Genomic DNA, 25,498 nt, shown 5'->3' with positions numbered 1-25,498 from the left:
CCCTTATTGCTGTAGCGGATAACGGATTTCTATCTCGTATTCTTTTTCTTGCGGGCGGGATTCCACCGCCACCTGATCACCGTAAAGAGCCTGCAACCGGTGCAGGATATTTTCCAGCGCCATGCGGTTGCCCTTGTGATGACCATCACCCGGCGGTTTGGGGTTGCTCACCGACAAACGCAGGAAACCACCTTCATCCACGGCACTGATCACCACCATGCCACCAGCGGCCAATGGCTGTACACCATGATAAATGGCATTTTCGAGCAAGGGTTGCAAGGTTAACAGGGGAATCCGCACATTTTCCGCCGGCACCTGAATGTCCCAGGTGACCTGCAAACGGTCCCCCATACGCAGCTGCTCAATATGGATATAGCGACGGCAAAGCTCCAGCTCATCGGCCAGAGAGGCTTCATTCCCGCTGCTTTTCAGGCTCGCCCGGAACAACACGGACAAATCCTCTACCACCTGCTCGGCGGCATCCGGATCCACCGCGATCAGGCTGGAGATAATGTTCATGGAATTGAACAAAAAATGCGGGCGTATACGCGATTGCAGCGCCTGTATTCGTGCCTGCAGCTCTGCCTGCCCCTTCTGCCGCAGCTGCTCTTGAACGTAGAAATAACGCATTACCAGCCCGGCAATGATCGCCGCTATCAAGCTGTTGACCAGAATTTCCGGGCTCCACATCGGACTGATGTGCAGGGTGCCGGCCACCCAGGCCATCACCGCGCGAGCGACCAGGCTGAACAACAGGGTGTCCAGCACCACCAGCAACACCACCGACACTGACGCCCAGGCCGGCGCCAACTGGTTCAAGCGCGGGCGCAACTGGCAGACCATTGCCGCCGACGTCAGGCCAACCCACTGGACAAACAGGGACGTTACCGCCAGGCGGCCAACGCTGAATGCATCGTAGTAGGTGGCCACCAGGGTCACCACCAGCGCCATCAACTCAGCAACGACAACGACCACCAGCACCGCCCGGGTACTGCAGAGGTCGGGTAGAAACCCGCTGCCTGGCGGCTCATCCATGGCTGCCATTGCGGCTCCTTATCGGTAGAAATTATGAGCTTCTCCGCTTTTATACCTTAACTGACAGCCAGCCCCAAGGGATTGTTCAGGGGTTCACCGGTCCCTGCTATACTGCGCGCCCGCAATTCCGGCTTTAGATGAGCGAGTACGATGACTGACAAGCAGCAGAACAAACTCTGGGGCGGCCGCTTCAGCGAATCCACCGACCAGTTCGTGCAGGAATTCACCGCCAGCGTGAATTTCGACCAGCGCATGTACCGTCAGGACATCTACGGCTCTCAGGCCCACGCCACCATGCTGGCCGAGGTCGGCGTGCTGACCGATGACGAGCGCGACGCCATCATCAATGGCCTGGCCGAGATCCAGAAGGAAATCGAAGCCGGGGAATTCCAGTGGTCCGTGGCCCTGGAAGATGTGCACATGAATATTGAGGCCCGCCTCACCGACAAGATCGGCATCACCGGCAAGAAGCTGCACACCGGCCGTAGCCGAAACGACCAGGTGGCCACCGACATCCGCCTGTGGCTGCGTGATGAAATGCTGATCATGGAAGAACAGTACCTGCACCTGATGACCGGCATGCTGGATCTGGCCGAGCGCGAGGCTGCCACCATCATGCCCGGTTTCACGCACCTGCAGACCGCCCAGCCGGTCACCTTCGGCCACCATCTGCTGGCCTGGTTCGAAATGCTCAAGCGTGACCGTGAGCGTCTGCTGGACGCCAAAAAGCGGGTCAACCGCATGCCGCTGGGCGCCGCCGCCCTGGCTGGCACCACCTACCCCATCAACCGTCAGCGCACCTGCGAACTGCTCGGCTTTGATGGCGTCTGTGAGAATTCCCTGGACGCAGTTAGCGATCGCGATTTCGCCATCGAATTCTGTGCCCTGGCCGCCCTGTCCATGACTCACCTGTCGCGCATCAGCGAAGAGCTGGTGTTGTGGACCAGCGCCCAGTTCAACTTCATCAACCTGCCCGATCGCTTCTGTACCGGCAGCTCCATCATGCCGCAGAAGAAAAATCCTGACGTACCGGAGCTGGTGCGCGGCAAGACCGGCCGCGTCAACGGCCACCTGATCAGCCTGCTGACCCTGATGAAAAGCCAGCCACTGGCCTATAACAAGGACAACCAGGAAGACAAGGAACCGCTGTACGATGCCGTGGACACCCTTAAAGGCAGCCTGCGCGCCTTTGGCGACATGATCCCGGCCCTGGAGCCCAACCGCGAGGTGATGCGCGAAGCGGCCCGCCGCGGCTTCGCCACCGCCACCGATCTGGCCGATTACCTGGTGCGCAAGGGCATCGCCTTCCGCGACTCCCACGAGATCGTCGGCAAGGCTGTGGCCTACGGCGTAGAGAAGAAGAAGGATCTTAGCGACATGTCCCTGTCTGAACTGAAACAGTTCAGCGACCAGATCGAAGACGACGTGTTCGACGTATTGACCCTGGAAGGCTCAGTGAGCGCCCGTAACCACATCGGCGGCACCGCCCCCGATCAGGTCCGCGCCGCCGTTGCCCGCGCCCGTGAGGCACTGGACAATACCGGTAACGCCTGACCCAGGCGCCTGCCCGCAGGCAGGCATTGATTCGCCCGGCGGAAAGGGCCGCTGCCCTTTCCGCTCTTTGCGCCCGGAGCTGGAAAATGCGCTTATCTGCCTTGTTACTGCTTGCCCTTCTCACTGGCTGTGGCCAGAAAGGGCCTCTGTACTTTGCGCCGGACGAACCCAGGCAGCCCGCTCCGAGCCAGCCAGCCCAAGACACCGCTGACGACGCTCAGCACGATGACGATCAGAAGGACTGACCATGGACCCCTTCCAGTACCGTGACGGCGAACTGTTTGCCGAAGAACTGCCGGTAGCACAACTGGCCGAACGTTTCGGCACCCCCCTGTATCTTTACTCCCGGTCCGCCTTCGAACGCCATTACCAGGCCTTCGACGACGCCTTCGGCGATCACCCTCACCAGGTCTGTTATGCGGTGAAAGCCAACTCCAACCTGGCAGTGCTGAACGTGCTGGCCCGCTGCGGGGCCGGCTTTGATATCGTCTCCGGCGGTGAGCTGGAGCGTGTACTGCGCGCCGGCGGCGACCCGGACAAAATCGTGTTTTCCGGGGTCGGTAAAACCGCCGCCGAAATGGCCGCTGCCCTGAAAGCCGGCATCCACTGTTTCAATGTGGAGTCCGCTGCCGAACTGGAACTGCTTAACTTGGTGGCCGGCGAACTGGACATGGAAGCCCCCATTTCCATCCGGGTAAACCCGGACGTGGACGCCCAGACCCACCCCTATATTTCCACCGGTCTGAAAGACAACAAATTCGGCGTGGACATCAACAAGGCCCCGGCCCTGTACCAGCGCGCCCACGAGATGCCGCATATCCGCATCCTCGGCATCGACTGCCACATCGGCAGCCAGCTCACCAATCTGGCGCCGTTCGAAGATGCGTTGGAGCGCGTGCTGAAACTGCTCGACCAGTTACAACAACAAGGCATCGAGATCCATCATCTGGATCTGGGTGGCGGACTGGGCGTGACCTACAACGACGAAACGCCGCCGGAGCGCAGCGCCTATGTCCAGGCCCTGCTCAAGCACATCCCCGGCGACCTGCCGGTTCATATCGAGCCCGGCCGTTCCATTGCCGCCAACGCCGGGATCTTTATCACCCAGGTACTGTTCCTCAAGCCCACCGAGCACAAGAACTTTGCCATCGTGGATGGCGCCATGAACGACCTGATCCGCCCCAGCCTTTATTCGGCCTGGCAAGACATCGTGCCGGTGAAACCCCACGATGCAGACTGTCGCACCTGGGACATCGTTGGCCCGGTATGCGAAACCGGCGATTTCCTCGGCAAGGATCGCGCCCTGTCTCTGGAAACCGGCGATCTGCTGGCGGTGCGCAGTGCCGGCGCCTACGGCTTCGCCATGGCCAGTAACTACAATAGCCGCAACCGCCCTGCCGAAATCATGGTAGATGGTGACCAGGCCTTTGTCGTGCGTCAGCGTGAAACGTTTGATGAGCAGTTAAAGCCAGAATCACTGCTCCCCTGAGGCCCTCCTTTTGAGGGGTCTGCGGCCCGCAGCCCCCTCAGGGAACGACGCCCCCTCTGTCTTTCCCTCCTGCTTTTGTGCTTCACTTCCTACACGCTCTCCACTGCCCATCGTCATGCCGCGATTTCTGATTCTGCTGACTTTACTGCTACCGGCCCCGGCCTTCGCTGCCACCCCGGTGCAAAAAGCCATTCGTCTCAGCCTTGCCGAAAGCTATGTAACGGCCACCTTGCTGACTGGCGGCAATGCCGTGCGACTGGGGTTCTGGGACTTCGACCCCAATAATTTTATTCGGTTTGAAGACGAGAACCTGGGATCACTGGAAGCCCAGGAGCTACGTCAACGGCTCACCACCGTGTCACTCCCTTACTCCTGGAGCACCCCGATCGGTGAACACAGCAACACCCTGATTCTGAATGCCAAGGCGGCGTATCTGGGGCAAAAGCAGGAAACCCAGCTGGCCTCGTCCACCAGAAGCACCCGCGACACCATCGACAGCTCGGTCACTACCCTCACGTCAGGGGCAGAGTTCCGGCACCGCCTGAACGACAACATCGGGCTCGCCGCAGGCCTGAACCTGAACTGGCAGCGTTATCTCAATGATACGGATTTCAACACTCCGGAATCCCAGGCGCTGGCCCCGGCGCTGGACGGTCTGGTCACCAACTACAGCGCCAACGCCTGGCAGGCAGAACCCTACCTCAGGACAACCTGGTTTATCGGTGGACGCCGCGCCGAGGTCAAGTTGATCAGCGAATGGCACTACATGAAAGGGCGCACTTTTGCGACCAGTGAACCCGCCCATGACGTCCAGCCAGAAGCCTGGTACTGGTCCAATGGCGTCCGCTGGCGCCACCCCTTCGTCACTCGCATCCTTCCCGGCCAGAATGTCTGGATGCAAGCCTCACGCTATGATCTGGGAGCTGATCTGGATGGCCCGCTGGGCAACCACTATTACTATGAAGCCGGGGTGGGCTGGCTGCTGGATGTGCAAAAGCTCAACATCCCGTTCGTGGATAATATCGGGGTAGGCATCAACCTGAATTACGGCAGCGTATTGCGCGGCGGCACGTTGGTGCTGCTGTTCAATGAGGAGTAACCCGCAGCAAAAGGTACAGCGGCACGGCGCCGATCTGGAATTACGACTTCAACTCGGACGACTACCGTGTTCCGGTGGGCGCACGACTCGGCAAGGAGGTTTTCAACTTCCTTGTCGAACCGCAGGTCTCGGTGGCTGACCGGGCCCCGGCCAGCCACAATGGCAATTGTGCTTCGCCATGAACATGGTGTTTCTGTAAGCGAACGAGGCGAGGCTTACGCCCCTTCCCCGGTAAGACGCTTCACCATACCGTGACCGCCGGTGTCGCACAGGTGCTCCTTGAGCAAAGGCATGGCCTGAGCCATATGCTGGGCCAGGGTGTAAGGCGGATTGATAATCAGCATGCCGGACCCCGTCATGCCACGGCCAGAGGCATCCGGGCGCACGCACAGTTCCACCCGCAACAGATCCGGCATTTCCGCCTTGATGAACTCACGCACAAAATGCTCCGTGCGATTCCGGTCAAGCACCGGGTACCAGATCGCATAGGTCGCCGTGGCCCAACGCTCCATGGCCATCTGCAGGGCAGGCAGCACATCCCGGTAATCACGTTCCAGCTCATAAGAAGGATCAATCAGCACCATGCCGCGGCGATGCTGGGGCGGCATCATGGCCTTGATGCCCTGCCAGGCATCCAGCTTTTCCACCCGCACCCGCTTGTCGCCGGCGAAACGCTTGTGCAGCAATTCGAAATCCGTGCTGTGCAGCTCGGTACATTGCAGACGGTCCTGTTCACGCAACAGGCTGGCGGCAATGCTCGGAGAACCGGGGTACTCGCGCAGTTTTCCCACCGGATTGAGCTGCTTCACCAGCTTCACATACTGGTCGATCACACCAACCTCTGTGCGCTTGTCCCACAGCCGCTCGATGCCGTCCCGGTACTCCCCGGTCTTCTGCATGTGATCACTGTCGATCAGGTAATTGCCTGCCCCACCGTGCGTGTCGTGCACCGTGAAGGGCTTATCCTTCTTTTTCAGGTACTCGATGATGGCGATCTGCACGATGTGCTTGAGGACATCGGCAAAGTTGCCGGCGTGATAGCTGTGGCGGTAGGAAAGCATGGGCAACAGGCCTGGTAATGAAGGTAATGGCATGGGTGAAGGCTTTGGCGTGATTGTAAACCATGATGGGGACGTTGACAGTTGATAGTGGACCTCTGACAGCTACGCGAACAGGCATCGGTTTTTCCCCACCCAGGGAGCCCGCCCCCATCGCCGGGTCGCGGCATCATGCCTTCAAGCTGAACCGCTTACTGGCCGCGACGCTGTCAAAGGTCCACCATCAACTGTCAACTCATCCTCATTCCCCTGTCACCGCACGGTCTATCTGCATACAATATCCTCTCAAATCACGTACTGCTGGATTGTTATGAACCTGCGTTTCACCAAAATGCACGGCCTTGGCAACGATTTCATGGTGATTGATGGTATCAATCAGCCACTGCCTGAGAACGGCCTGCCGTTTCCTGCCGACGAAATCCGCCGGCTTGGCAGCCGCCATTTTGGCGTGGGCTTCGATCAGATGCTGATTGTCCAGCCGGCACAGGGCGAGGCGGATTTCCGCTATCGCATTCTCAATGCCGACGGTTCCGAGGTGAGCCAGTGCGGTAACGGCGCCCGCTGTTTCGCCCGTTTCGTCCGAGAGCAGGGCCTGACCCAGAAACAGGACATTGTGGTCGAAACCGCCGCCGGGCAAATGACCCTGTCGGTCACCGACGACGAACAAGTCACCGTCGACATGGGCGCGCCTCGATGGGCCCCGGACGCCATCCCAATGACCGCCAAGGGCGAAGCGGACAGCTACTTCCTTGTCTCCGGCACTCAGGCATGGGAAGTGGGCGCGGTGGGGCTGGGCAACCCGCATTGCACCCTGCTGGTGGAAAATGTGGATACCGCGCCAGTAGAGAGCGCCGGTCCGCTGCTGGAATGTCACGAACAATTCCCCGAACGGGTCAATGTGGGCTTCATGCAAGTGGTCAGCCGTGAGGAAATTCGCCTGCGAGTCTACGAGCGCGGCGCCGGGGAAACCCTGGCTTGCGGCTCTGGCGCCTGCGCGGCCGTGGTAATTGGCCAGCGACGCGGCTGGCTGGATAACGCCGTTACCGTGCATCTGCCCGGTGGCTCCCTGCACATCGAATATCACGGTGAGGGCGGCATCCGGATGACAGGCCCGGCCAGCCATGTCTATGATGGCAGCATTGATATCAAGACTGACTGATCAGCACAGGACGGACAGATGACGGATCACAGCCCGGCGAATGCCGACCAGGTCGCCGCCTACCTGCGGGACAACCCGGAGTTCTTCGAGCAGCGGCCGGAACTGCTGGAACTGTTGCGTCTGCCTGACTCTAAAGGCGAAGCCGTCTCCCTGCTGGAGCGTCAGGCCTCGATCCTGCGTGAACGCAATACCGAGTTACGCGACCGACTCAACGGCCTGCTGGATGTGGCCCGCGAAAACGACCACCTGTTCGACAAGACCCGTCGCCTCACCCTGGCCCTGCTGGAAGCCCGCGGCGCCGAAAAGCTGTTCCGCAATCTGCTTACCAGCCTTGGCGACGACTTCCGGTGCGACCGGGTGTCGCTCATGCTCTATGACCGGGAAGTGCCGATCCTCGGCGATCTGCGCAACCAGATCCGATGTGTCGACAGCAACGCGTTGCCTCAGGCACTCAATCACCTGCTGCGCAATGGCAAGGCCGTGTGTGGCGCCATGCGTCAGGAAGAGATGGACGCCCTGTTCAAGGAACATGCGACCGACATCCGCTCCGCCGCCATGGTCCCGCTGGAGTATCAGGGCCGTCTCGGCCTGCTGGCGATCGGCAGCAAAAGCGCCATGCACTTCCGCAGCTCCCTGGGCACCCTGTTCATCACTCACATCGGTCAGGTACTCAGCCGCCGCCTGCACGAAGTGCTTCGTCAGTACCCGCATCAGGCCGCCAAGAAAATCAGTGAACAGTGAATAGTTAACAGTGAACAGCGAAAAAGACGAACCCCAAAAAGCTGTCAACTCTCAACTGTCCACTGTCAACTCGTTCCTTACCCACCTTGAATCGGAGCGGCGGCTTTCGCCGCATACGGTCAGCAATTATCAGCGTGATTTGAAAGAAGCTTCGCGGGTGCTCGGTCAGCAAGACTGGGCCGCTGTCACTGTGCATGACATTCGCTCGCTGGTGGCCACGCTGCATCGTCAGGGCAAGGGCGGCAAGACGATTGCCCGGCTGCTTTCCACCCTGCGTACTTTTTACCGCTACCTGATGCGCGAAGGCATCGCCAGGGACAACCCGGTGGTGGATGTGCGCGCCCCCAGGAGCGGCAAGCGCCTGCCCAAGGCGCTGGATGCGGATCAGGTGACACAGCTCCTGGATGCCGGGGTCGACAAGGGCGACCCGCTCAGTCTGCGTGACCAGGCCATCATGGAACTGTTCTACGCTTGTGGCCTGCGGCTTGCCGAACTGCTGAGCCTGAATGTGGACAGCATCGACATGACCGCCGCCCAGCTGCTGGTCACGGGCAAGGGTAACAAGACCCGTCAGCTGCCCATGGGGAAACCGGCCGTCACCGCACTCAAGCGTTGGCTCAAGGCGCGCCCCCTGTTCGTCAAGGACAGCAGCGAAAAGGCCATCTTCCTCAGCAAGAACGGCAAGCGCCTGTCACCGTCCAGCGTACAGCAACGCCTCAAGCGCCATGCGCTGGAGCGCGGCCTGGATGACCATCTTCACCCGCACAAACTACGCCACTCTTTTGCCACGCACCTACTGGAATCTTCCGGCGACCTGCGCGCGGTGCAGGAACTGCTCGGCCACGCCGATCTCGCCACCACCCAGGTCTATACCCACCTGGACTTCCAGCACCTGGCCCAGGTGTATGATGGCGCCCATCCCAGAGCACAGCGCCGCAAGGACGATGACGAGTCCTCGTGAGCCTCGACTCCGCCCATGCGCTACAATGTCTCCCATGAGCAATCTCAAGCTGATTACCTTTGATCTGGACAACACCCTGTGGCCGGTGGATGAAGTGATTCGCCAGGCAGAGAAGGCGTGCAGTCTGTGGATCGCCGAGAATCACCCCGATGCCGCCGCCGCTCTGAGCGCCGAGCGGGTGCGGGCAGTTCGCACCTCCTTGCTCAAGGAAAAGCCGGAGTATCTCGACAACCTGACCGCCCTGCGCCAGGACGCCATGAGCCGTGCCTTTGTTGAGCACGGTTTCGGCAAAGACGAAGCCCGTCGCATTGCCCTGGCGGCTTTTCAGGTGTTCCATGAAGCCCGTAACCGGGTCAGTTTTTTTCCCGGAGCCCTGGAGGTACTGGAGCTGCTGGCCGACAGTTATGTGCTCGGCGCCCTCACCAATGGCAATGCCGATCTGAGAATGATCGGGATCCATGATCTGTTTGCCTTTCACCATTCCGCGGAAACCATCGGCAGGCGCAAGCCCGCCCCCGACATGTTTGCAGCAGCGTTACGTTCCGCCGGCGTTAGTGCCAGCCAGGCCGTACATGTGGGAGATCACCCGCTGGAAGATGTGCACGCAGCCCGTGAGCACGGCATGCATACGGTCTGGGCCAATCTGGTCGACATGGACTGGCCGGTTGAACTGGCCAAACCCAGTCACCATATCCATAACCTCCGCGAAATCCCTGACCTGGTGCCCCTGTTCGATGAATGACGCTGCGACGAAAAAACACACCGCTCTGCTCAACCTGCTCGATGCCCTGCAAACCGAGCTGGATGCCCGGGATCTGTGGTCTACCCAGCCGCCCGCGCCGTCCGCCTTCGAGAGTCAGACGCCCTTCTTCGCCGACACAATGAATTTCAGTGAGTGGTTGCAGTGGGTCTTCGTGGCCCGTTTTCGCGCCATTCTGGATGCCGGCGCACCCTTGCCTGCCAGCTGTGATGTGGCCCCCATGGCGGAGGAAGCGCTCAAGGAAATGGAGCAGGATGTCAGCGAAGTGATTCGTCTGCTGAAAGCCTTCGACGACCACTTCTGAACACCACACTAATGCGCGATGAACCCAAAAAAGGGGCCTTCCCAGCCCCGCCTTTTCGCCTTGCAGTCCGTCGCTATCGAATCACGCTATCGCGTAACAACTCCCGCCACGAGGCCTCTCCCTCGCCGGCGGAGAGCGTCCACAGCCAGTCACCTTGTTCATCCAGCGCTTCCAGCGCCGTCACCACCTGACCCTCAGCCGGTTTACGCAAGCGCCACAGGCTGTGCATCTGCGACATATCCAGCGATACCAGCGCACCATTGTGGGCAAGGTGGCAGTGATTGCCCTGCCAACGCGGCGATGACCAAGGGGCCGTCATGCATAACCGTACGCCCTGGTTACCGATACACAAGGTGGTCGCCGAATCCCGACTGGCGGCCTCACCCAATACGGCGGGCAGGGTTTCCGCGCGTACCTGACAGGCGAAACTGTCGCGCACAGACTCATACAACACCGAACGTTGATCGTGGCAGCGCGCCAGCAACTGGGTGAAATCTTCATCGTCATGGCTGCCGGCCCAGTCGCGCTCCAGCTCACTCAAAGGGCCCAGCTTGCTGCGCAGCAGGCGCGGAAACCCGCAGGGCAGATTCAGGGATTTCTGATCGGGGTGCAGCATGGCGCAGACCAACTCTTCAAACGCCAGGCCGCCACTGTCTGGCGCCACCGCCACCTGCTGGAGCGGCTGCCCCTGGCGATCAAGAAACAGCAGGCTGCGCGCCGGTAACGGCCCCGTGGGCTCCAGCACCGCCAACACCGAATGCCATTGGGCGGGCTGCAGGCTCTGGCGTAGGCGACATCGATCCCCCACCGATTCCAGCCACCACTCGCCATCACTGAACGCCGGGTAGTGCATATTCTGGGAGACTTTCGAGCCCGCACTGAAGGTGGTCACCACCAATGCGCCCAGCCGGTAAAGGGCTTTGAGAATGGCCAGCGGTTCATCCTGTAACCGCAGAACCCGGTCGCCGAGAGCGGCGCCGCACTGTCGTAGCAGAGGAGAGGCCGCCGGCGCCGAGGGCCACGTCATCACTGACATGCTGCCTCCAGTTCGCCACCCGGTGGAGCGTCGTGTCCGTCCGGGCATGATATTAGGTGTGGAAAGCTGGCGGCGGCTGGCGATCCACGTCAGGGAGAAAGGGTTGAGAGTGGCGGCACACCACCACCCCCGTGCCGGGCCCCAACGGGGGGCCCAGCGACATTCACTTGGTCAGGATTAAACGGTTGTTGGACGTGCGACGTAGCAGGTAGCGTTCACCGGCGTGCTCGATCCACAACTTGCCCTGATGGTTCAGCAGCAGACTGCTGGCAACGCTACTTTCCGCATTGATGGAAACACGACGGGTGGTAGTGGTCACATTCTTCTTGAGCTGGGACATGCTGGCCTCCTTGTCTGTATATGAGAATCATTATCATTATTGATTGGACAGACGTCAACGGTCTTTTCTGTTTTTCTGAACCGGGTCGCATTTCTGTGTGCAAAGGCCGCAAAAAAGAGAACGTAAAAGGTAACGAAAACCTGACCGGGGTTTGCATTCCCGACACTCGAAAGCCCCTGTTTTTGGGGGTAGACTGAAAACCATGAATACCGCAATGGCACAACCCATGACCGAAACCCCGCAGGAGCGTCTGGCCGCTATTCTCGACAGCCACCAGCCACGCTCCATCGTCTCTGTCAGCCTGAATCCCATCCCCGTCGTCAGTCAGTGGTGCAAAGACCACGACTGCGAACTGATCGAAATCCAGGAACAAAACCCGTTCAAGGCGCTGGAAGACATCCAGCGGATTGATATGGCGATTGTTGCCGATCAGCTCGAATACATGACGCACCAGGAGGGTGAAGCGCTGATGGGATTGCTGCGTAACCTGCACACGGATTCCGTGGTGGCGGTGTACCAACCCGCCCTGGCCCCGCAGAAACTGCGCTGGCCCAGCAACGGTTTCCTGGCACTGGGCTGCCGGCAGCAGGGACACTTCGCTCAGGACGGCCGCTCCCTCGACATCTACAGCTATGACCTGGACGACTACAACTTCCAGCGCAACTGGAACAACCCCCGGTTCTGGGCCAACCCGGAGAACTGGGGCAAGTACTGGTGGTAACCAGGCCTCAACCGCGAGGCCAGTAGTCTGGTAAAGGCTTCAACGCTGTCGTATGGTGGCGCCACCTTTTCTGTCGACTGAATCGGCGGCAAACCATGCTTGGTCAACGTTTTCGTGAAATTCTCTATTTCTGGTGGCACAACCTTGGGCCATTGTTTCTGGTCACCGCCCCCTTTGCCTTGATGGGCGAGGCGGTGCAGTGGCTGTTTGGCGTCACTCTGGCATTGCCGGAGACCGCCGATGGCGCCCTGGAAGTCAGCGGCATCAGCCTGGCGCTGGTGTTACTGATGCGCCCCTTGGCAGAAGGCACCGTCATCAGCCAGATCGCCGCTGCCCGCACCGGCAAACCGGCCGGTCTGGTCGCCTGCATGGCTCCTGCCCTGCTCATGTTCCCGGCTCTGCTGGCCACCTACGCAATCATGGCCATTGGTGTCGCACTGGGCTGGATGGCCTTCTTTTTCCCGGCACTGTGGGTCTACACCCGCCTGAGTTTTGCTCCTTATCTGGTGGTACTGCACCGGCACAACCCCATTCAGGCCATCCGGCAGTCCTTCACCATGACCGAGCGCCAGCAGTGGCCCCTGCTGCTGATGGTCGTAATGGTTTTCATCGCATATCTGCTAGCCAGCAGCAGTCTGGCACAACTGATCAGCACTCTGGTCAGCCACACTGCCGCGGCCAATTTGCTGATTGCCCTGCCCGTCAGTCTGCTTGCCACCGGCATGAATGTGGCTGTTTTTCGCTACTGGGAACTGTCCGGCGCGCCCGAGGCATAAGGGCACACCAAACCGTTACCATTGCGCACAATTGCGGCCATGGCATTCCTCCGGATTAGTGGCATACTTTCAGGAAATGCATTCACCGGGGAAGATTTCGTGCCGCAACATACCATGCACCTGAGCTGGACCGATCACGGCGACCAGGATCACTATCTGTGGCACTTGGCCGACGGCAATGAGGTACGGGTGGTGGACGGCCATCATGGCCAGCAGGAATTCATGGAACCGGAAGAAGCCTTCATTGCCGCACTGGCGAGCTGCCATCTGTTGTCATTCCTGACCGAAGCTGCCCGTGAAGGGCTGGCCGTAGCCAGTTACGATGACGATCCACAAGCCATCCTTGGCCAGAATGATCAGGCAAAAATCTACGTAAAGCAGGTCACACTTCAACCGCTGGTCACATTCAAAAACGCCCAACCCGACAGTGCCGCCATTCAGGCGCTACATCAAAAAGCCCATGAGAAATGCTTTATCGCGCAGTCGATCAAGAGTGAGGTTGTGATTGAACCTCGGGGGTGAGGCAGGAGCGACGAGGGGTTTGAAATAGGGCTCGAGGTCCAGCTCGGTACACCATGCAAGCAGGGTTATTCTCTTCGCTCTCCCTTCGGGCATCCCTCTGTGCATGACTCCGCTTCGCCATACTCCTACCAGGTGACTGGTTATTTATCGGCGCCGCACTCAACGCTCTGGCAGTCTTTTCGGTTCTTCGGAATGAAGGCGCCTTCCGGTCTTTGGGGAAACCGGCAAACCTTTAGGCCCTAACCATTCCAATCACGAACGTGTTGCTATTGTCTTTCGTAGACAACAAACGAATAGTCGTAGGGGTTGGGGCCTTCAGCGACAAAGTCTTCGCGGGCGATTTGCTGCCACTCGGACGCATCGTATTCCGGGAAGAATGTGTCGCCCTCTACATTGGCATGTACCTCGGTGAGATACAGACGGTCTGCCTGCGGCAAGGCCAGTGAGTAGATCTCCGCCCCCCCCATGATCACCGCCTCTTCCTGGCCCTCGATGAAGGCCACGTTTTCCGCCATGGCCACTGCGTCATCCAGGCTCGCGACCACCTTGGCGCCGTCGGCCAGATAATCCGGCTGGCGGGTAATGACGATGTTGGTCCGGCCGGGCAAGGGCCCCTTGAGGGATTCCCAGGTCTTGCGCCCCATGATTACCGGCTTGCCAAAGGTGACCTGCTTGAAATACTTGAGATCGTTGGGCAGATACCAGGGCAGCTTGTTATCCCGGCCAATCACGTTGTTACTGGCCTTGGCCACCATCATGGAAAGTCGAATGGACATTCAAACCTCACTTACTCGCACCACGCTTTCACGCATCACGCGTGTTGGCGTGTATGCGTGAAGCGGGCAGGCGTTATTAGATCGCCACAGGCGCCTTGATATGGGCGTGGGGGTCGTAATCACTCAGGGTGAAATCCTCGAAGGTGAAGGCAAACAGGTCTTTCACCCCGGGATTAAGAGTCATGGTCGGTAGCGCACGGGGCGTACGGGCCAGCTGGGTATCGGCCTGCTCCAGATGGTTGGAGTACAGGTGCGCATCCCCCAGGGTGTGCACAAAGTCACCGGGCTCGAGGCCGCAGACCTGCGCCATCATCAAGGTCAGCAGCGCGTAAGAGGCAATATTGAAAGGCACGCCCAGAAAGATGTCTCCGCTGCGCTGGTATAGCTGGCAGCTCAACTTGCCGTCCGCCACATAGAACTGGAACAGGCAGTGACAGGGCGGCAGCGCCTGCTTGCCCGCCGCGGCATTGGCATCCGGGGAAATGGCCGGATCTGGCAGCACCGCCGGGTTCCAGGCGCTGACCACCAGACGACGGGAATCCGGGTTGCGCTTGATCTCGTCCAGCACCTGGGTGATCTGGTCGATAACCTGTCCATCCGGGGTTTTCCAGCTACGCCATTGCTCGCCGTACACTGGCCCCAGCTCGCCGTCGGGGGTCGCCCACTCATCCCAGATAGAGACGCCATTTTCTTTCAGGTAACGGATATTGGTGTCACCGGACAGAAACCACAGCAGCTCGTGAATAATCGAACGCAGATGCAGTTTCTTGGTGGTGAGCATGGGGAAACCCTCGCTCAGGTCATAGCGCATCTGGTAGCCGAACACCGCATAAGTGCCGGTGCCGGTGCGGTCTTCCTTGAACGTGCCGTGATCACGCACATGGCGCAGTAGATCAAGATATTGCTTCATGCCGTCACCCTTTCACCATCGCCTGGCGATCGTCGGTTCGATACGCCCATACCATCATGGCGATACCGAGAATAATCATCGGAATGCTCAACAGCATCCCCATGGTCAGCCACCCACCAGCCAGATAGCCGATATGGGCATCCGGCTCGCGGAAGAATTCCACAAAGGTCCGTGCCGCCCCGTAGCCGACCCCAAACAGGCCCGTCACCGCCCCGGCCGGGCGCGGTTTTGCCGAGTAGACCCACAGCACGATAAACAGCACCACTCCTTCCAGCAGGCACTCATAAAGCTGTGAGGGGTGCCGGGGAAGGCGATCCGGGTCAGTCGGAAATACCATGGCCCATGGCACATCACTGGTCCGCCCCCACAGCTCGGCATTGATAAAGTTGCCAAAGCGGCCGGTAGCCAGCCCGATCGGCACCATGGGCACCATGAAATCGGCCACGGTAAAGAAACGCTTGTCGGTCTTGCGGGCAAACAGGGCAAACGCTACCAGCACCCCGATGGCGCCACCGTGGAAGCTCATGCCACCGTCCCAGACCTTGAACAACCACACCGGGTCAGCCAGAAACTTGCTGAAATTATAGAAGAATACGTAGCCCAGACGACCACCCAGAATGACCCCCATGGCGCCATAGAACACCAGGTCGCTCACCTGATCCCGGGTCCAGCCCGAGTTCGGCGCCTTGGCACGCACGGTGCCCAGCCACCAGGCCGCCGCGAAGCCGATCATGTACATCAGCCCATACCAGTGGACCTTCAACGGGCCGATGGCGATGGCCACCGGATCAATCACAGGAAATTCCATAGCGTCCTATCCAAAGGCCAGATTCACACCCAACACAAACAGCACCACCGCAAATACCCGCTTCAGGGTCGCGGACGGCAAACGGTGACTGAGCCGGGCAGCCAGCCGGGCAAACGGAAAACTGGTGAGCACTATACCGGCTGTGGCGGGTAAAAACACATAACCGAGCGCCCCCTCAGGCAGATGATGCTCATCCCAGCCGGCCACGGCAAAGCCCACCGTCCCCGCCACCGCAATGGGCAACCCGCAGGCCGATGAGATAGCCACCGCCTGCTGCATTTTCAGGCGACACCAGCTGAGAAAAGGCACCGTCAGGGAGCCACCACCAATACCGAAAATCGCAGAGCCCGTGCCGATCAGCACCCCGGCGATCCCGAGCCCCACCGCCCCGGGGACTCGCTCCGGCAAGGACGCATCGACCGCCTTCTGCCCGACCAGCAACATCTGCAAGGCGATCAGCATGGCAAACAGACCAAACAAGCGGGTCAGCAGTTCCCCTTTCATGGCATCAGCAATGAACGCACCGGCAAACGCCCCCAGCACAATCCCCACCCCCAGCCGGAACGCCAGCGGCCAGCGGACAAAGCCCGCCTTGTGATGAGTACGCACCGCGCTGATGGAGGTAATGATGATGGTGCTGAGTGAGGTCGCCACGGCCATCTTGGCGACCAGATCATCTGCAAAGCCCAATCCGTGGAACAGGAAAATCAGCGCCGGCACGATCACCACCCCACCGCCCAGCCCCAGGGCTCCGGCCAGCAAGCCAGCCCCCACCCCGACTCCCAGACAGATCAGAAACAATTCCAGCACCCGCTCTCCCATTCACTGCCAATGATTTTCTAGACAGGTATGCTAGCAGGCCCGAAACCGGAAGGCCCGACTATGTGTATCGTGCTATTTGACTGGCAGCCCGACAGCCCGACCCCGCTCAGGGTGGCCGCCAACCGCGATGAATTCCATGCCCGCCCTGCGCAGGCGGCACGCTGGCGAGGGGATATTTTTTGCGGGCTGGACCTGACTGCCGGGGGGACCTGGCTGGGCATCCATCGCAACGGTCGTTTTGCCGTAGTCACCAACTATCGCGAGCCCATCACCGACCGGCAACCCGGCGAACGCTCACGGGGTCTGCTACCCACCGCCTTTCTGGAATCCCGGCAAACACCAGAGAATTTTGCCCACGCGCTGGCGTCAGAACAGGCCCATTACGGCGCCTTCAATCTGTTGGTGGGTACACCGGACAGCCTTTGGTATCTGGGTAACCGCGGCGCGCCACCCCAACCTGTGGTACCCGGCCTGCATGGCCTCAGCAACGGCCTGATGGACGACCCCTGGCCCAAGGTGCTACGAGGCAAACAACGGCTAGCAGACGCCATTGCCTCTGGCGGCACGCTGGAGCAACTGCTGTGGGTGGTTAACGATCGATATCAACCGGACGATACGGTGCTACCGGACACCGGCGTGGGCATGGAACTGGAGCGCCTGGTCGCCCCGGTCTTTATCCAGTCTCCCGCCTACGGCACCCGCGCCAGCAGCGCCGTGGAGCTCAGCCGTCAGGGCGAACCGGCCATGCTGGAGCAGGTCTGGCAGCCAGACGGTCAACCGGCCACAGCGGTGAACACCTCCTCCGCTAGCGACTGATCACCAGCCATACCCCGCAGGCAAAGGCGAACAGGCCTGCGGGAATCGCCACCACCGAAATCCGGTCGATCACATTCGAATAATGGATCACGCGCGGCAGGTCACCACGATCAGCTGCCAGCTTGCGGCACATAACCGGCCACAGGCACAACAGATTGCCACTCACCGCGACCAAGCCTGCCAACACCTTGAGCAGATACACACCGGACAGCTGCTCCACCTCCAGCAGCAACAACCCGGTTACCAGCACCAACAGGAAGGCCGGCATCTCCAGGCACAGGTCGATGCGCTCATGCAATCGCGCGACCAGATAGCCATGCTCACGGCTTAGCGCCCGGCGTCGCTCCAGCAAAAACTCCACGCCGACGACTCCCAGCCAGAATGCCACCCCGAACAGATGCAGCTTGAGAACGATTGCGCTATTCATGGTTTCTTTTCTCTCCTGAAGGAACAGAACCGGACGGGAGCCGCTCCGGGGCCAGCCGGCAGTAGCAGCCTTCTGACAGCCAGTTATACACTCTGCCCGAGGCCTGCCCCTGATAGGCCGCGAGCGGCGGTGAAAAGTCCGCTTCCTGTGAACACAAATTTCCTGTGACCAACGGCCCCACATAGATCAACTCTCCCGCCCTTACTACCAAGGCGGTCGGCAGCGCCGGCATAAACCGGATCAGAGAGGAAAGTTGATATGTTTCCTGCTCCGCCATCACAGGACCGTAAGCGTCGAACACTCTGACAGGCACCGTCTCCGCCAGCGCCTGATGCAGTTTCGCCAACACTGGCTTGGCGCAAGGGCACTGGCTATCCGTCATCACATACACTGCATCGCCCTGCGCCTGCACCGTCATCAGCCAGCGTTTCGCGGCATGCTCGAAAGCCTCATCAAAGTAATCGCTGCGGGTCTCCCCCCATGGCACATACCAGGTATCCAGAGAGTAGTACCACTTGTAGAGCAGCATCGGCACCAGAGGCACCACCACAATGCTGATCAACAACAGTCGATCGTAATGGCGGGAGAACCAGGGCATCAGCGCGGATACAGAATCATCTGCGTACACCGAAACAGGGCAATGGTCTTGCCGCTCTCACGATGACGCACTTGCGCATCCCAAATCTGGGTAGTACGCCCGCGGTGTACCGGCGTCGCTTTGCACTCCACCTCACCCTCCCGGGCGGTACCCAGAAAATTGGATTTCAATTCGAGGGTTGTAAAGCCGGTCGCGCCTTCCGGCAAACTCGCCATCGTGCCATAACCGCAACACGAGTCCGCCAGGGCAATCACCGAGGCGGCATGCAGGAAACCGTTGGGCGCCATCAGCGCCGGAGTCACAGGCATTACCGCATCCACACCGCTCTCGCCAATGGCGTGAACAGTCATTCCCACCAGCCCCGGTAAGCCGCTCTCACCGGCCTGGTTAAACCGTGCGGCATTCTCTTCAGGCGTCATCATTCAATCCTTCCTTATCGCGTTCTTGATCAACATTTCCAGCTGCCGTGACACCTGATCCAGAGGCTTGACGCTACGCTGGGCTCGGCACAGGGCGATCGTGCCTTCCACCGACGCCACCACCAACGTGGCAATCTGCTCGGCCTGCGCCTTACTGACACCCTCTTCCCGCAACGCCGCCGCCATCAGATGCATCCAGTCATTAAACACGGCGTTCGCCACCAGCAAGGCGGCCATTTCGTCTTCACCCGCCGGTTCCTCAACCGCCACAGACAGGACAGGGCACCCCGCACGAAATTCGGAACGCACCACCTCTTCCCGCCAGATCGCCAGAAAGCCACGCAGCCCACTGACCGGACCCGCCTTAAGGGAATGAGCCAACCCCGCCGACACCTTGTCGCCAATAAACTGTATGGCCTCGGTTATCACCTGCTGTTTGCCGCCCGGAAAATAATGGTACGTGGACCCCAGCGGTGCCCGGGAGTGTTTGGCCAACTCCCGGATACTGGTGCCATTCATGCCTTTTCGACTCAACAGATCCGCCGCTCCTGCCACCAACCTTGCTCTTGCCACTTTCTTGTCTGACTGGCTCATTTCACACCCTTGCTATAACGACTGTCATAGTCTAGCATCCCCTCAAGATTTATAACAACCGTTATAGGAATTCACATGGAAGCCACACAACGTCACTACACCGTGTTCAAAATGCTGCTCTGGCTGACACTGGCAGGCTGCACCCTTCACTTCTTCGACAATGTCATTTTCTTCGATCAGTACCCGGAACCAGCCTGGCTTAATGCCCCGATTGTTGCCGCCCTCTGGTTTCCGCTGGCGCTGGCGGCACGGCGGGCGCACACCACGCTATCGGGCAGCCAGCCTGATCGGGTCTACACACTGATTCAGGGATTTGTGGTGGGTAACTGGCTGTCTTTTGGCCATTACCTCTTTGCCAACCCCGTGGATGTTCTTCCGCGCATCAACGCCATCATTGCCATCCAGACCGTGCTGGCTTCCGCCTTGTTCGTGTACTCCCTATGGATGCAAGTGCGCTTCCATCCCGACTCCCTGCCCTATTTCCGCAGAATCTGGATCAAGCTGGTGGCGTTCTACGGCATCACCATTTTCGCGCTGGAGTGGGCATGGCCCTCGGACTTTCAAACCTGGTGGCTGTAAGAAGACGTAGAACATGCGCACTGCAATAGCAAACGACGCGAGCCCCTGCGTAGAGGTCAAACAGACCGGGCCTGTCACCGTAATTGTCATGAAACAACCGGAACGTCTTAATGCCTTGTCACCACAGCTGCTGATCGATCTGCATCAGTCACTGTCCATGGCCGCGCAGGATCCGCATTGCCGCTGCCTGATATTGACCGGTAGCGGCAGGGGATTCTGTGCTGGCGCAGACCTGTCCCACTTCAATGGCTCAGACAATCAGGAGCAAGCTACCGACCTTGCTGCCACCCTGCATGAGACCTATCACCCCATCATCCGCCTGATGCGCGGCATGGAAAAACCGGTCATTACTGCCGTCAATGGCGTTGCCGCCGGCGCCGGTTGCAGCATTGCTCTGGCTGGCGACATCGTTCTGGCAGGCCGTTCGGCCAGCTTCATACAGGCCTTTATCAAACTGGGTCTGATCCCCGATGCCGGCAGCACCTGGTTTGTACCACGCGCCATTGGCCGCGCTCGTGCCTTGCAATGGATGATGAGTGGCGAGCCACTGGATGCTCAGACGGCGGAGCAATGGGGGCTGATTAATGCGGTTCATGACGATGACCAGCTAATGGGGGCCGCCATGTCCCTGGGCTGTCAGATGGCTGCACAAGCCACCCGGGCGCTCGCAGGAATCAAGGCGCTGATCGACCACAGCAGTGAACAGGATCTGGACGAGCAACTGGGTAGTGAAGCCAGGCTTCAAGGCATGCTGGGCTATGGGCAGGATGGCCGGGAAGGGATCAGCGCCTTTCTTCACAAACGCCCGGCGGTCTTCAGCGGAGACTGACCGGATCGCACGACGCGGTATTACTGCGCAGAACCAGAGGAGAGCAGCCCCAGATAAAAGCGGACCATATCCGGATACTGGTTACGGGCCAGGCGCTCGTTGGGACCGTGGAAACGCGCGATATCCTGTTGCTGCAGCGACACGGGCAGAAAACGCAGCACGTTTTCCGAAAGCGCCTGGTAATGCCTGGCATCACTGCCCGCGATCATCAGGAACGGGGCCGGCAGTGGGTCGCCGGGCAGGGCCTGCGCCAGGGATGCCACCCGCTCAAAGGCGTCACTGTTCGCTGGGGAGATGCGGGATGGCTCCGCGAAGAACCCCTCCTTGATGGAAACGGACACCCCTTCGGGCAAGTGACGCTCCACCCAATTGAGCAAGCTTTCCTGAGTTTCACCCGGAGCCAGCCGGAAGTTGATTACCGCACTGGCCGTGGCTGGCAGCACATTGTCCTTCACTCCGCCGCTGAGCATGGTAGGCGCCATGGTGGTGCGAATCAGTGCATGGGTTTCCGGATTCCCGGCCAGCTGGCGCACCACCAGTGGTTCAAACAACCACAGGTTGGCAAAGACCAGGCGGCGGGCAAACGCCTGTTCAGGAGCGACGGTTTCCAGCATGTAGCGGGTCGGCAGGCTCAAGCCCGCAGGGCGGGGATTCGCCTGCAGCCGGGCAATGGCAACCGCCAGGTCACCAATGGCCGTCTGCGCGGGCGGGCGTGAGGAATGCCCGGGCTCCCCGTGGGCCTCCAGCGTTACACTGATATAACCCTTCTCGGCGATGCCGATCAGCGCCACCGGCTGCTGGATGCCCAGGGTGGCACCTGGCAACACCATGCCGCCCTCATCCAGCACCAATTCAAACCGCACACCCTGCTCTTGCAGCCAGGCCGCCATTCGCGCCGCGCCCTGGGCACCGCCGGTTTCTTCATCGTGGCCAAATGCCAGCCACACATCACAGGCAGGCTGCCTGCCTTCTGCCAGCATGGCTTCCACCGCTTCCAGAATCGCCATGACGCTGACCTTGTCATCCAGGGTACCGCGCCCCCAGATGAACCGCTCATCCACCACCCCGTCAAAAGGAGGATGTTGCCACTCGGCCATGGCCGACACCGGCACCACATCCTGATGGGCCAGCAGCAACGTTGGCGCACAATCATGCCCACTGTCCCAATGGTAAAGCAGACTGTGACCGAAGGGCCTCAGTGACAGGGTCTCATGCGTGAAGGGAAAGGCCTCTGCCAGAAAGGCATGAAACGCGTCGAAGGCTTCCGGCCGGTCGGCCAGGGTGGGAAACCGGATCGCCTGGGCCAAGCGCTCAACCTGCGCATCGCGGTCTTGTTCAGGCAGAGACGGCAGCACTCTGGAAGAGAGGGCTGGCGCTGGCAGCACAAGCGCCCTGACCACCAGAACCAGCAGCAGTAACGCCAGCAGCGTCAGGACAGCAAGCAGCCCACGCTTGAACATGTCAGTTGATGGCCTTGCGGTTTCGCAGCAAGTCACCGAGGCCGGCCTTGTCCAGCTGCAGGTCCACGTAGGCGGAGATCACTTCACCGTTATCCATGGCCAGCGCTTCACTGAGCAGTTTGCGCACGAAGGAAATCTTCACCCGGCGAATCGCGGCTTTCACTTTAAGCAGGTTGGAGGCGTTCATGGACAACGCATCCACCCCCATGGCCATCAGCAACAACGCCGAGGCAGGTTCGCCAGCCATTTCCCCACACACCGAGACGGTTTTGCCCTCTTCTTTCGCCTGCTCGATCACATGCAGGATCGCGTGCAGCACAGCGGGGTGATAGGAATTATAGAGCGAGGCCACCTGCCGGTTATTGCGGTCCACGGCCAACAGGTACTGGGTGAGATCATTGGTGCCGATCGAAAGAAAATCGACCCGCTGGGCCAGCGCGCGGGCCTGGTAGACAGAGGCGGGCACCTCGATCATGACCCCCACTTCCGGCATGGGGATGTCCAGCCCTTCATCGCGAACTTCCAGCCAGGCACGGTGGATAAAGTGCTGGGCGTCTTCCGCCTCGATCACGCTGGTGACCATGGGCAGCATGATGCGCAGATTATCCAGCCCCTCGCTTGCCTTGAGCATGGCGCGTACCTGAACCATGAAAATTTCCGGGTGATCCAGGGTAACCCGCAAGCCCCGCCAACCCAGAAATGGATTTTCTTCCTCAATCGGGAAATAACTCAGCGACTTGTCGCCACCCACATCAAGGGTGCGCATGGTCACCGGGTGAGGCGCAAAAGCCGATAGCTGTTCGCGGTAAATCACCCGCTGCTCTTCTTCAGACGGGAAACGGTCTCTCACCATGAAAGGGATTTCGGTGCGGTACAGGCCAACGCCTTCTGCACCACGCTCAAGGGAACGATTGATATCCGTCATCAACCCGGTGTTCACCTGCAACCGGATACGGAAGCCATCTTCCGTTTCGGCAGGCTCATGACGCAGTTTTTCGAGACCGGCCTGCAGCGTTGCTTCTTCGCGGATAATTTCCTCGAACTGCGCCTTGAGCTCAGGTGACGCGTTGGCCACCACCCGGCCACGGAAACCATCCACGATGATTTCCTTGTCATCCATTTGTTTGAGCGGCAAATTCTGGGCCCCCACCACAGTAGGGATCCCCATGGCACGGGCGACAATGGCCATGTGTGAGTTGCGCGAGCCCCGTGTGGTGACAATCCCGCGAATGCGTTCGCGAGGCACCTCCATCAACATTGGGGCAGAAATATCCTCGCCCAGAAGAATACACTCATCGGGGAATATCACATGCCTGCGCCCTTGCCTTTGCAGCTGGGCCAGCACCCGACGACCCAGATCGCGCACATCAGCGGCCCGTTCGCGCAGGTAGGGATCGTCCATCATTTCAAAATTGCGAACGTGCTGGTCCACCACGTCCCGCAAGGCACCTTGCGCCCATTGCCCTTCCCGGATCTGGGTAATCACCTCAGCCGGCAGCGCATGCCGATCCAGCATCCGCAGGTAGACATCAAACAGTGCCTGTTCTTCCGCACCCAACGATTTTGAGGCGCGCTCGGCCAGATCCCGCACTTCCTGACGGGTGCGCACCAGCGCATCATCCAGGCGCGCGATCTCGCTCCCGACATCGTCGACCTGGCGGTCCGGCACCGACGCCAGATCCGCTTCGGGAAACAACAGGACACCATAGCCGATGGCAGCTCCCGGGCAGCCAGGCAAACCGTCATAGAAACTGGGAAGATCCACTCCACCGGTATCCAGCTGGTCGAACAACACACCGGAGGCATGTGCATGGGCAATCACCGCCGATAACTGGGCCGAGATGGTCACCAGAAATGCTTCCTCACTCTGGTCAAAGCGGCGCACGTCACGCTGCTGCACCACCATGACTCCGAGCACCTTGCCGTGGTGCATCACCGGCACGCCCAGAAACGCATGGAAAGGATCTTCCCCGGTTTCCGCCAGGTAGTGGAATCGGGGGTGCGAGAAAGCATCTTCCAGGTTAACCGGCTCTTCACGCATGCCAACCTGGCCAATCAGTCCTTCCGACAATCCCAGGCTGACATTGCCCACGGCTTCCTGTTTCAAACCTTCAGAAGCCATCAACACGTAACGCTGGTCATCTTCGTCGCGCAGGTATATGGAGCAAACCTCGGTGCCCATGGCATCACGCACGCGCTTCGCCATCAGATCCAGAGCGGCACGAATGTCCGGCGCATTATTCACTTCCTGAACAATACGGCGCAGGGTATCAAGCATCGGAAGCCCCTCCGGGTTTCGCCGTCCGGGGGCGCTGTCGCGCTCCCTTCTTGCCGGACAGCGATCCGACCTCTTTTTTCAGGGCCGGTGCCAGCTCACGCAACGCACGGGCATACACCCCGCGCTTGAAGTGCACGACCTTGCGAATAGGGTACCAGTAGTTGACCCATCGCCAGGCCTTGAACTCCGGGCTGTCACTGGCAAAAAGATCAATCGCCTCTTCGGCTGCTGTGAGACGCAACAGAAACCACTTCTGGCGCTGGCCAATGCAGTGCGGACGGCTGTCGGGACGGTTGAGCGGACGACGCAGAAAACGGCGCGGCAAACGGTAGCTGAGCCAACCTTCGGTGCTGGCAATGATTTCCACGTGCTCCGGGCGCAGGCCAACTTCCTCTTCCAGCTCACGGAACAGAGTCTCTTCCGGGGTTTCACCGGGCATCATGCCACCCTGGGGGAATTGCCAGGCATCGCGATTGCCCATGCGGCGGCCCCAAAAAACCCGGCCGTCCCGGCCGGCAATAATGATCCCGACATTCAACCGGAATCCGTTGTCATCAATAATGCCTGTCATGATCTCTCTGGTGTCAGGCTCGAATCCCCATGCGTTTCATGAGGATTAGTCCGAGT

The 25,498-nt window shown here is 59.9% G+C and carries 29 protein-coding genes and 1 pseudogene; 15 read left to right on the top strand and 15 right to left on the bottom strand.

What is annotated here, in order from left to right:
- Nucleotides 1-3: 3 nt before the first annotated feature.
- The gene (locus D4A39_RS14610) at nt 4-1,044 is read right to left on the bottom strand and encodes a sensor histidine kinase (protein WP_022984726.1); all 1,041 of its coding nucleotides are present in this window, start codon (nt 1,042-1,044) and stop codon (nt 4-6) included.
- A 141-nt stretch (nt 1,045-1,185) separates the two neighbouring features.
- Here D4A39_RS14610 and argH point away from each other — a divergent pair, with 141 nt between their 5' ends.
- The 4 genes and pseudogenes from argH to D4A39_RS14590 all read left to right on the top strand — a co-directional run bounded on the left by argH (nt 1,186) and on the right by D4A39_RS14590 (nt 5,177).
- Nucleotides 1,186-2,589, top strand: a complete 1,404-nt coding sequence (gene argH, locus D4A39_RS14605) for an argininosuccinate lyase (protein WP_022984725.1) — start codon at nt 1,186-1,188, stop codon at nt 2,587-2,589.
- Nucleotides 2,590-2,675: 86 nt separating this feature from the next.
- Nucleotides 2,676-2,780: pseudogene (gene lptM / locus D4A39_RS14600) on the top strand (LPS translocon maturation chaperone LptM); the annotation flags it as partial.
- A 56-nt stretch (nt 2,781-2,836) separates the two neighbouring features.
- The gene (gene lysA / locus D4A39_RS14595) at nt 2,837-4,078 is read left to right on the top strand and encodes a diaminopimelate decarboxylase (protein WP_022984723.1); all 1,242 of its coding nucleotides are present in this window, start codon (nt 2,837-2,839) and stop codon (nt 4,076-4,078) included.
- 115 nt (nt 4,079-4,193) lie between these two features.
- Nucleotides 4,194-5,177: a Solitary outer membrane autotransporter beta-barrel domain gene (locus tag D4A39_RS14590; RefSeq protein ID WP_119918474.1), complete on the top strand. Its 984-nt coding sequence runs from the start codon at nt 4,194-4,196 to the stop codon at nt 5,175-5,177.
- Nucleotides 5,178-5,392: 215 nt separating this feature from the next.
- Here the strand turns inward: D4A39_RS14590 and D4A39_RS14585 are convergent, their stop codons facing one another.
- Entirely contained in the window at nt 5,393-6,238 is an 846-nt protein-coding gene (locus D4A39_RS14585) for a 23S rRNA (adenine(2030)-N(6))-methyltransferase RlmJ (protein ID WP_022984721.1), read from the bottom strand.
- A gap of 307 nt (nt 6,239-6,545) precedes the next feature.
- On the opposite strand from D4A39_RS14585, the gene dapF reads away from it, so the two are divergent.
- The 5 genes from dapF to D4A39_RS14560 are packed head-to-tail and all read left to right on the top strand — an operon-like array spanning nt 6,546 to nt 10,160.
- Nucleotides 6,546-7,394, top strand: a complete 849-nt coding sequence (gene dapF, locus D4A39_RS14580; RefSeq protein ID WP_022984720.1) for a diaminopimelate epimerase — start codon at nt 6,546-6,548, stop codon at nt 7,392-7,394.
- Nucleotides 7,395-7,412: 18 nt separating this feature from the next.
- On the top strand, nt 7,413-8,135 hold the full coding sequence (locus D4A39_RS14575; RefSeq protein WP_022984719.1) for a DUF484 family protein: 723 nt from the start codon (nt 7,413-7,415) through the stop codon (nt 8,133-8,135).
- 55 nt (nt 8,136-8,190) lie between these two features.
- Nucleotides 8,191-9,096 carry a tyrosine recombinase XerC gene (gene xerC / locus D4A39_RS14570; protein WP_031226169.1) on the top strand — a complete coding sequence of 302 codons (906 nt, stop codon included), beginning with the start codon at nt 8,191-8,193 and terminating at the stop codon, nt 9,094-9,096.
- A gap of 34 nt (nt 9,097-9,130) precedes the next feature.
- Complete coding sequence (locus tag D4A39_RS14565; protein ID WP_119918503.1) at nt 9,131-9,838, top strand: HAD family hydrolase; 708 nt, start codon at nt 9,131-9,133, stop codon at nt 9,836-9,838.
- Nucleotides 9,831-10,160 carry a YqcC family protein gene (locus D4A39_RS14560; RefSeq protein WP_022984716.1) on the top strand — a complete coding sequence of 110 codons (330 nt, stop codon included), beginning with the start codon at nt 9,831-9,833 and terminating at the stop codon, nt 10,158-10,160. The genes D4A39_RS14565 and D4A39_RS14560 overlap by 8 nt, the downstream gene beginning before the upstream one ends.
- A 73-nt stretch (nt 10,161-10,233) precedes the next feature.
- Here D4A39_RS14560 and D4A39_RS14555 read toward each other — a convergent pair whose 3' ends face one another.
- Both D4A39_RS14555 and hemP read right to left on the bottom strand, forming a co-directional pair.
- Nucleotides 10,234-11,196 (bottom strand): ChuX/HutX family heme-like substrate-binding protein, encoded by a 963-nt coding sequence (locus D4A39_RS14555; RefSeq protein ID WP_022984715.1) that lies wholly within the window; start codon nt 11,194-11,196, stop codon nt 10,234-10,236.
- A gap of 163 nt (nt 11,197-11,359) precedes the next feature.
- On the bottom strand, nt 11,360-11,536 hold the full coding sequence (hemP, locus tag D4A39_RS14550; RefSeq protein WP_022984714.1) for a hemin uptake protein HemP: 177 nt from the start codon (nt 11,534-11,536) through the stop codon (nt 11,360-11,362).
- A 202-nt stretch (nt 11,537-11,738) separates the two neighbouring features.
- Here hemP and D4A39_RS14545 point away from each other — a divergent pair, with 202 nt between their 5' ends.
- From D4A39_RS14545 to D4A39_RS14535, 3 genes are all read left to right on the top strand, one after another.
- Nucleotides 11,739-12,257, top strand: coding sequence for a DUF6231 family protein (locus tag D4A39_RS14545; RefSeq protein ID WP_031226165.1), 519 nt, complete (start codon nt 11,739-11,741; stop codon nt 12,255-12,257).
- A gap of 95 nt (nt 12,258-12,352) precedes the next feature.
- Nucleotides 12,353-13,033 carry a hypothetical protein gene (locus tag D4A39_RS14540; RefSeq protein WP_022984712.1) on the top strand — a complete coding sequence of 227 codons (681 nt, stop codon included), beginning with the start codon at nt 12,353-12,355 and terminating at the stop codon, nt 13,031-13,033.
- A 99-nt stretch (nt 13,034-13,132) separates the two neighbouring features.
- A complete protein-coding gene (locus tag D4A39_RS14535) occupies nt 13,133-13,555 on the top strand; it encodes an OsmC family protein (RefSeq protein ID WP_233552492.1) in 423 nt (140 codons plus the stop codon).
- Between the two features lie 266 nt (nt 13,556-13,821).
- Here D4A39_RS14535 and D4A39_RS14530 read toward each other — a convergent pair whose 3' ends face one another.
- From D4A39_RS14530 to D4A39_RS14515, 4 genes are all read right to left on the bottom strand, one after another.
- Nucleotides 13,822-14,331, bottom strand: a complete 510-nt coding sequence (locus D4A39_RS14530; protein ID WP_022984710.1) for a dihydrofolate reductase — start codon at nt 14,329-14,331, stop codon at nt 13,822-13,824.
- A gap of 76 nt (nt 14,332-14,407) precedes the next feature.
- Nucleotides 14,408-15,241, bottom strand: coding sequence for a thymidylate synthase (locus tag D4A39_RS14525; RefSeq protein ID WP_119918473.1), 834 nt, complete (start codon nt 15,239-15,241; stop codon nt 14,408-14,410).
- A 4-nt stretch (nt 15,242-15,245) separates the two neighbouring features.
- Nucleotides 15,246-16,049, bottom strand: coding sequence for a prolipoprotein diacylglyceryl transferase (gene lgt / locus D4A39_RS14520; RefSeq protein ID WP_022984708.1), 804 nt, complete (start codon nt 16,047-16,049; stop codon nt 15,246-15,248).
- A gap of 6 nt (nt 16,050-16,055) precedes the next feature.
- Entirely contained in the window at nt 16,056-16,859 is an 804-nt protein-coding gene (locus D4A39_RS14515) for a sulfite exporter TauE/SafE family protein (protein WP_119918501.1), read from the bottom strand.
- A 72-nt stretch (nt 16,860-16,931) separates the two neighbouring features.
- Here D4A39_RS14515 and D4A39_RS14510 point away from each other — a divergent pair, with 72 nt between their 5' ends.
- The gene (locus tag D4A39_RS14510) at nt 16,932-17,687 is read left to right on the top strand and encodes an NRDE family protein (protein WP_119918472.1); all 756 of its coding nucleotides are present in this window, start codon (nt 16,932-16,934) and stop codon (nt 17,685-17,687) included.
- Here the strand turns inward: D4A39_RS14510 and D4A39_RS14505 are convergent.
- Genes D4A39_RS14505 through D4A39_RS14490 form a run of 4 tightly spaced genes read right to left on the bottom strand, consistent with a single transcriptional unit; the run spans nt 17,677 to nt 19,725 of the window.
- Nucleotides 17,677-18,114, bottom strand: a complete 438-nt coding sequence (locus D4A39_RS14505) for a hypothetical protein (RefSeq protein ID WP_022984705.1) — start codon at nt 18,112-18,114, stop codon at nt 17,677-17,679. The two genes, D4A39_RS14510 and D4A39_RS14505, sit on opposite strands and share 11 nt — an antisense overlap.
- Nucleotides 18,107-18,712, bottom strand: a complete 606-nt coding sequence (locus D4A39_RS14500; protein WP_102791529.1) for a DUF6436 domain-containing protein — start codon at nt 18,710-18,712, stop codon at nt 18,107-18,109. Before D4A39_RS14500 ends, D4A39_RS14505 begins: the two co-directional genes overlap by 8 nt.
- On the bottom strand, nt 18,712-19,134 hold the full coding sequence (locus D4A39_RS14495; RefSeq protein WP_119918471.1) for a PaaI family thioesterase: 423 nt from the start codon (nt 19,132-19,134) through the stop codon (nt 18,712-18,714). Before D4A39_RS14495 ends, D4A39_RS14500 begins: the two co-directional genes overlap by 1 nt.
- Nucleotides 19,135-19,725: a TetR/AcrR family transcriptional regulator gene (locus tag D4A39_RS14490; RefSeq protein WP_102791528.1), complete on the bottom strand. Its 591-nt coding sequence runs from the start codon at nt 19,723-19,725 to the stop codon at nt 19,135-19,137.
- A 75-nt stretch (nt 19,726-19,800) separates the two neighbouring features.
- Between D4A39_RS14490 and D4A39_RS14485 the strand changes: the two genes are divergently transcribed.
- Both D4A39_RS14485 and D4A39_RS14480 read left to right on the top strand, forming a co-directional pair.
- The gene (locus D4A39_RS14485; protein WP_022984701.1) at nt 19,801-20,304 is read left to right on the top strand and encodes a hypothetical protein; all 504 of its coding nucleotides are present in this window, start codon (nt 19,801-19,803) and stop codon (nt 20,302-20,304) included.
- Nucleotides 20,305-20,317: 13 nt separating this feature from the next.
- Nucleotides 20,318-21,133 (top strand): enoyl-CoA hydratase-related protein, encoded by an 816-nt coding sequence (locus tag D4A39_RS14480; protein ID WP_119918470.1) that lies wholly within the window; start codon nt 20,318-20,320, stop codon nt 21,131-21,133.
- 20 nt (nt 21,134-21,153) lie between these two features.
- On the opposite strand, the gene D4A39_RS14475 is transcribed toward D4A39_RS14480, so the two are convergent.
- Genes D4A39_RS14475 through D4A39_RS14465 form a run of 3 tightly spaced genes read right to left on the bottom strand, consistent with a single transcriptional unit; the run spans nt 21,154 to nt 25,442 of the window.
- Nucleotides 21,154-22,593: a M20/M25/M40 family metallo-hydrolase gene (locus tag D4A39_RS14475; RefSeq protein ID WP_119918469.1), complete on the bottom strand. Its 1,440-nt coding sequence runs from the start codon at nt 22,591-22,593 to the stop codon at nt 21,154-21,156.
- A 1-nt stretch (nt 22,594) separates the two neighbouring features.
- Nucleotides 22,595-24,871, bottom strand: a complete 2,277-nt coding sequence (ptsP, locus tag D4A39_RS14470; RefSeq protein ID WP_119918468.1) for a phosphoenolpyruvate--protein phosphotransferase — start codon at nt 24,869-24,871, stop codon at nt 22,595-22,597.
- Nucleotides 24,864-25,442, bottom strand: coding sequence for an RNA pyrophosphohydrolase (locus D4A39_RS14465; RefSeq protein WP_022984697.1), 579 nt, complete (start codon nt 25,440-25,442; stop codon nt 24,864-24,866). The genes ptsP and D4A39_RS14465 overlap by 8 nt, the downstream gene beginning before the upstream one ends.
- Between the last annotated feature and the right edge of the window lie 56 nt (nt 25,443-25,498).

Origin of the sequence: Alcanivorax profundi (assembly GCF_003597125.1) — a bacterium.
Taxonomy (GTDB): Bacteria; Pseudomonadota; Gammaproteobacteria; order Pseudomonadales; family Alcanivoracaceae; genus Alcanivorax; species Alcanivorax profundi.
Note: the sequence above shows the minus strand (reverse complement) of the source record. Positions and strands in the feature narration are given on the sequence as shown.

Coding starts and splice junctions, on each gene's coding strand:
- D4A39_RS14610 (WP_022984726.1), bottom strand. CDS start 1,044: ATGGCAGCCATGGATGAGCCGCCAGGCAGCGGGTTTCTACCCGACCTC.
- argH (WP_022984725.1), top strand. CDS start 1,186: ATGACTGACAAGCAGCAGAACAAACTCTGGGGCGGCCGCTTCAGCGAA.
- lysA (WP_022984723.1), top strand. CDS start 2,837: ATGGACCCCTTCCAGTACCGTGACGGCGAACTGTTTGCCGAAGAACTG.
- D4A39_RS14590 (WP_119918474.1), top strand. CDS start 4,194: ATGCCGCGATTTCTGATTCTGCTGACTTTACTGCTACCGGCCCCGGCC.
- D4A39_RS14585 (WP_022984721.1), bottom strand. CDS start 6,238: ATGCTTTCCTACCGCCACAGCTATCACGCCGGCAACTTTGCCGATGTC.
- dapF (WP_022984720.1), top strand. CDS start 6,546: ATGAACCTGCGTTTCACCAAAATGCACGGCCTTGGCAACGATTTCATG.
- D4A39_RS14575 (WP_022984719.1), top strand. CDS start 7,413: ATGACGGATCACAGCCCGGCGAATGCCGACCAGGTCGCCGCCTACCTG.
- D4A39_RS14565 (WP_119918503.1), top strand. CDS start 9,131: ATGAGCAATCTCAAGCTGATTACCTTTGATCTGGACAACACCCTGTGG.
- D4A39_RS14560 (WP_022984716.1), top strand. CDS start 9,831: ATGAATGACGCTGCGACGAAAAAACACACCGCTCTGCTCAACCTGCTC.
- D4A39_RS14555 (WP_022984715.1), bottom strand. CDS start 11,196: ATGTCAGTGATGACGTGGCCCTCGGCGCCGGCGGCCTCTCCTCTGCTA.
- hemP (WP_022984714.1), bottom strand. CDS start 11,536: ATGTCCCAGCTCAAGAAGAATGTGACCACTACCACCCGTCGTGTTTCC.
- D4A39_RS14545 (WP_031226165.1), top strand. CDS start 11,739: ATGAATACCGCAATGGCACAACCCATGACCGAAACCCCGCAGGAGCGT.
- D4A39_RS14540 (WP_022984712.1), top strand. CDS start 12,353: ATGCTTGGTCAACGTTTTCGTGAAATTCTCTATTTCTGGTGGCACAAC.
- D4A39_RS14530 (WP_022984710.1), bottom strand. CDS start 14,331: ATGTCCATTCGACTTTCCATGATGGTGGCCAAGGCCAGTAACAACGTG.
- D4A39_RS14525 (WP_119918473.1), bottom strand. CDS start 15,241: ATGAAGCAATATCTTGATCTACTGCGCCATGTGCGTGATCACGGCACG.
- lgt (WP_022984708.1), bottom strand. CDS start 16,049: ATGGAATTTCCTGTGATTGATCCGGTGGCCATCGCCATCGGCCCGTTG.
- D4A39_RS14510 (WP_119918472.1), top strand. CDS start 16,932: ATGTGTATCGTGCTATTTGACTGGCAGCCCGACAGCCCGACCCCGCTC.
- D4A39_RS14505 (WP_022984705.1), bottom strand. CDS start 18,114: ATGAATAGCGCAATCGTTCTCAAGCTGCATCTGTTCGGGGTGGCATTC.
- D4A39_RS14500 (WP_102791529.1), bottom strand. CDS start 18,712: ATGCCCTGGTTCTCCCGCCATTACGATCGACTGTTGTTGATCAGCATT.
- D4A39_RS14495 (WP_119918471.1), bottom strand. CDS start 19,134: ATGATGACGCCTGAAGAGAATGCCGCACGGTTTAACCAGGCCGGTGAG.
- D4A39_RS14490 (WP_102791528.1), bottom strand. CDS start 19,725: ATGAGCCAGTCAGACAAGAAAGTGGCAAGAGCAAGGTTGGTGGCAGGA.
- D4A39_RS14485 (WP_022984701.1), top strand. CDS start 19,801: ATGGAAGCCACACAACGTCACTACACCGTGTTCAAAATGCTGCTCTGG.
- D4A39_RS14480 (WP_119918470.1), top strand. CDS start 20,318: ATGCGCACTGCAATAGCAAACGACGCGAGCCCCTGCGTAGAGGTCAAA.
- D4A39_RS14475 (WP_119918469.1), bottom strand. CDS start 22,593: ATGTTCAAGCGTGGGCTGCTTGCTGTCCTGACGCTGCTGGCGTTACTG.
- ptsP (WP_119918468.1), bottom strand. CDS start 24,871: ATGCTTGATACCCTGCGCCGTATTGTTCAGGAAGTGAATAATGCGCCG.
- D4A39_RS14465 (WP_022984697.1), bottom strand. CDS start 25,442: ATGACAGGCATTATTGATGACAACGGATTCCGGTTGAATGTCGGGATC.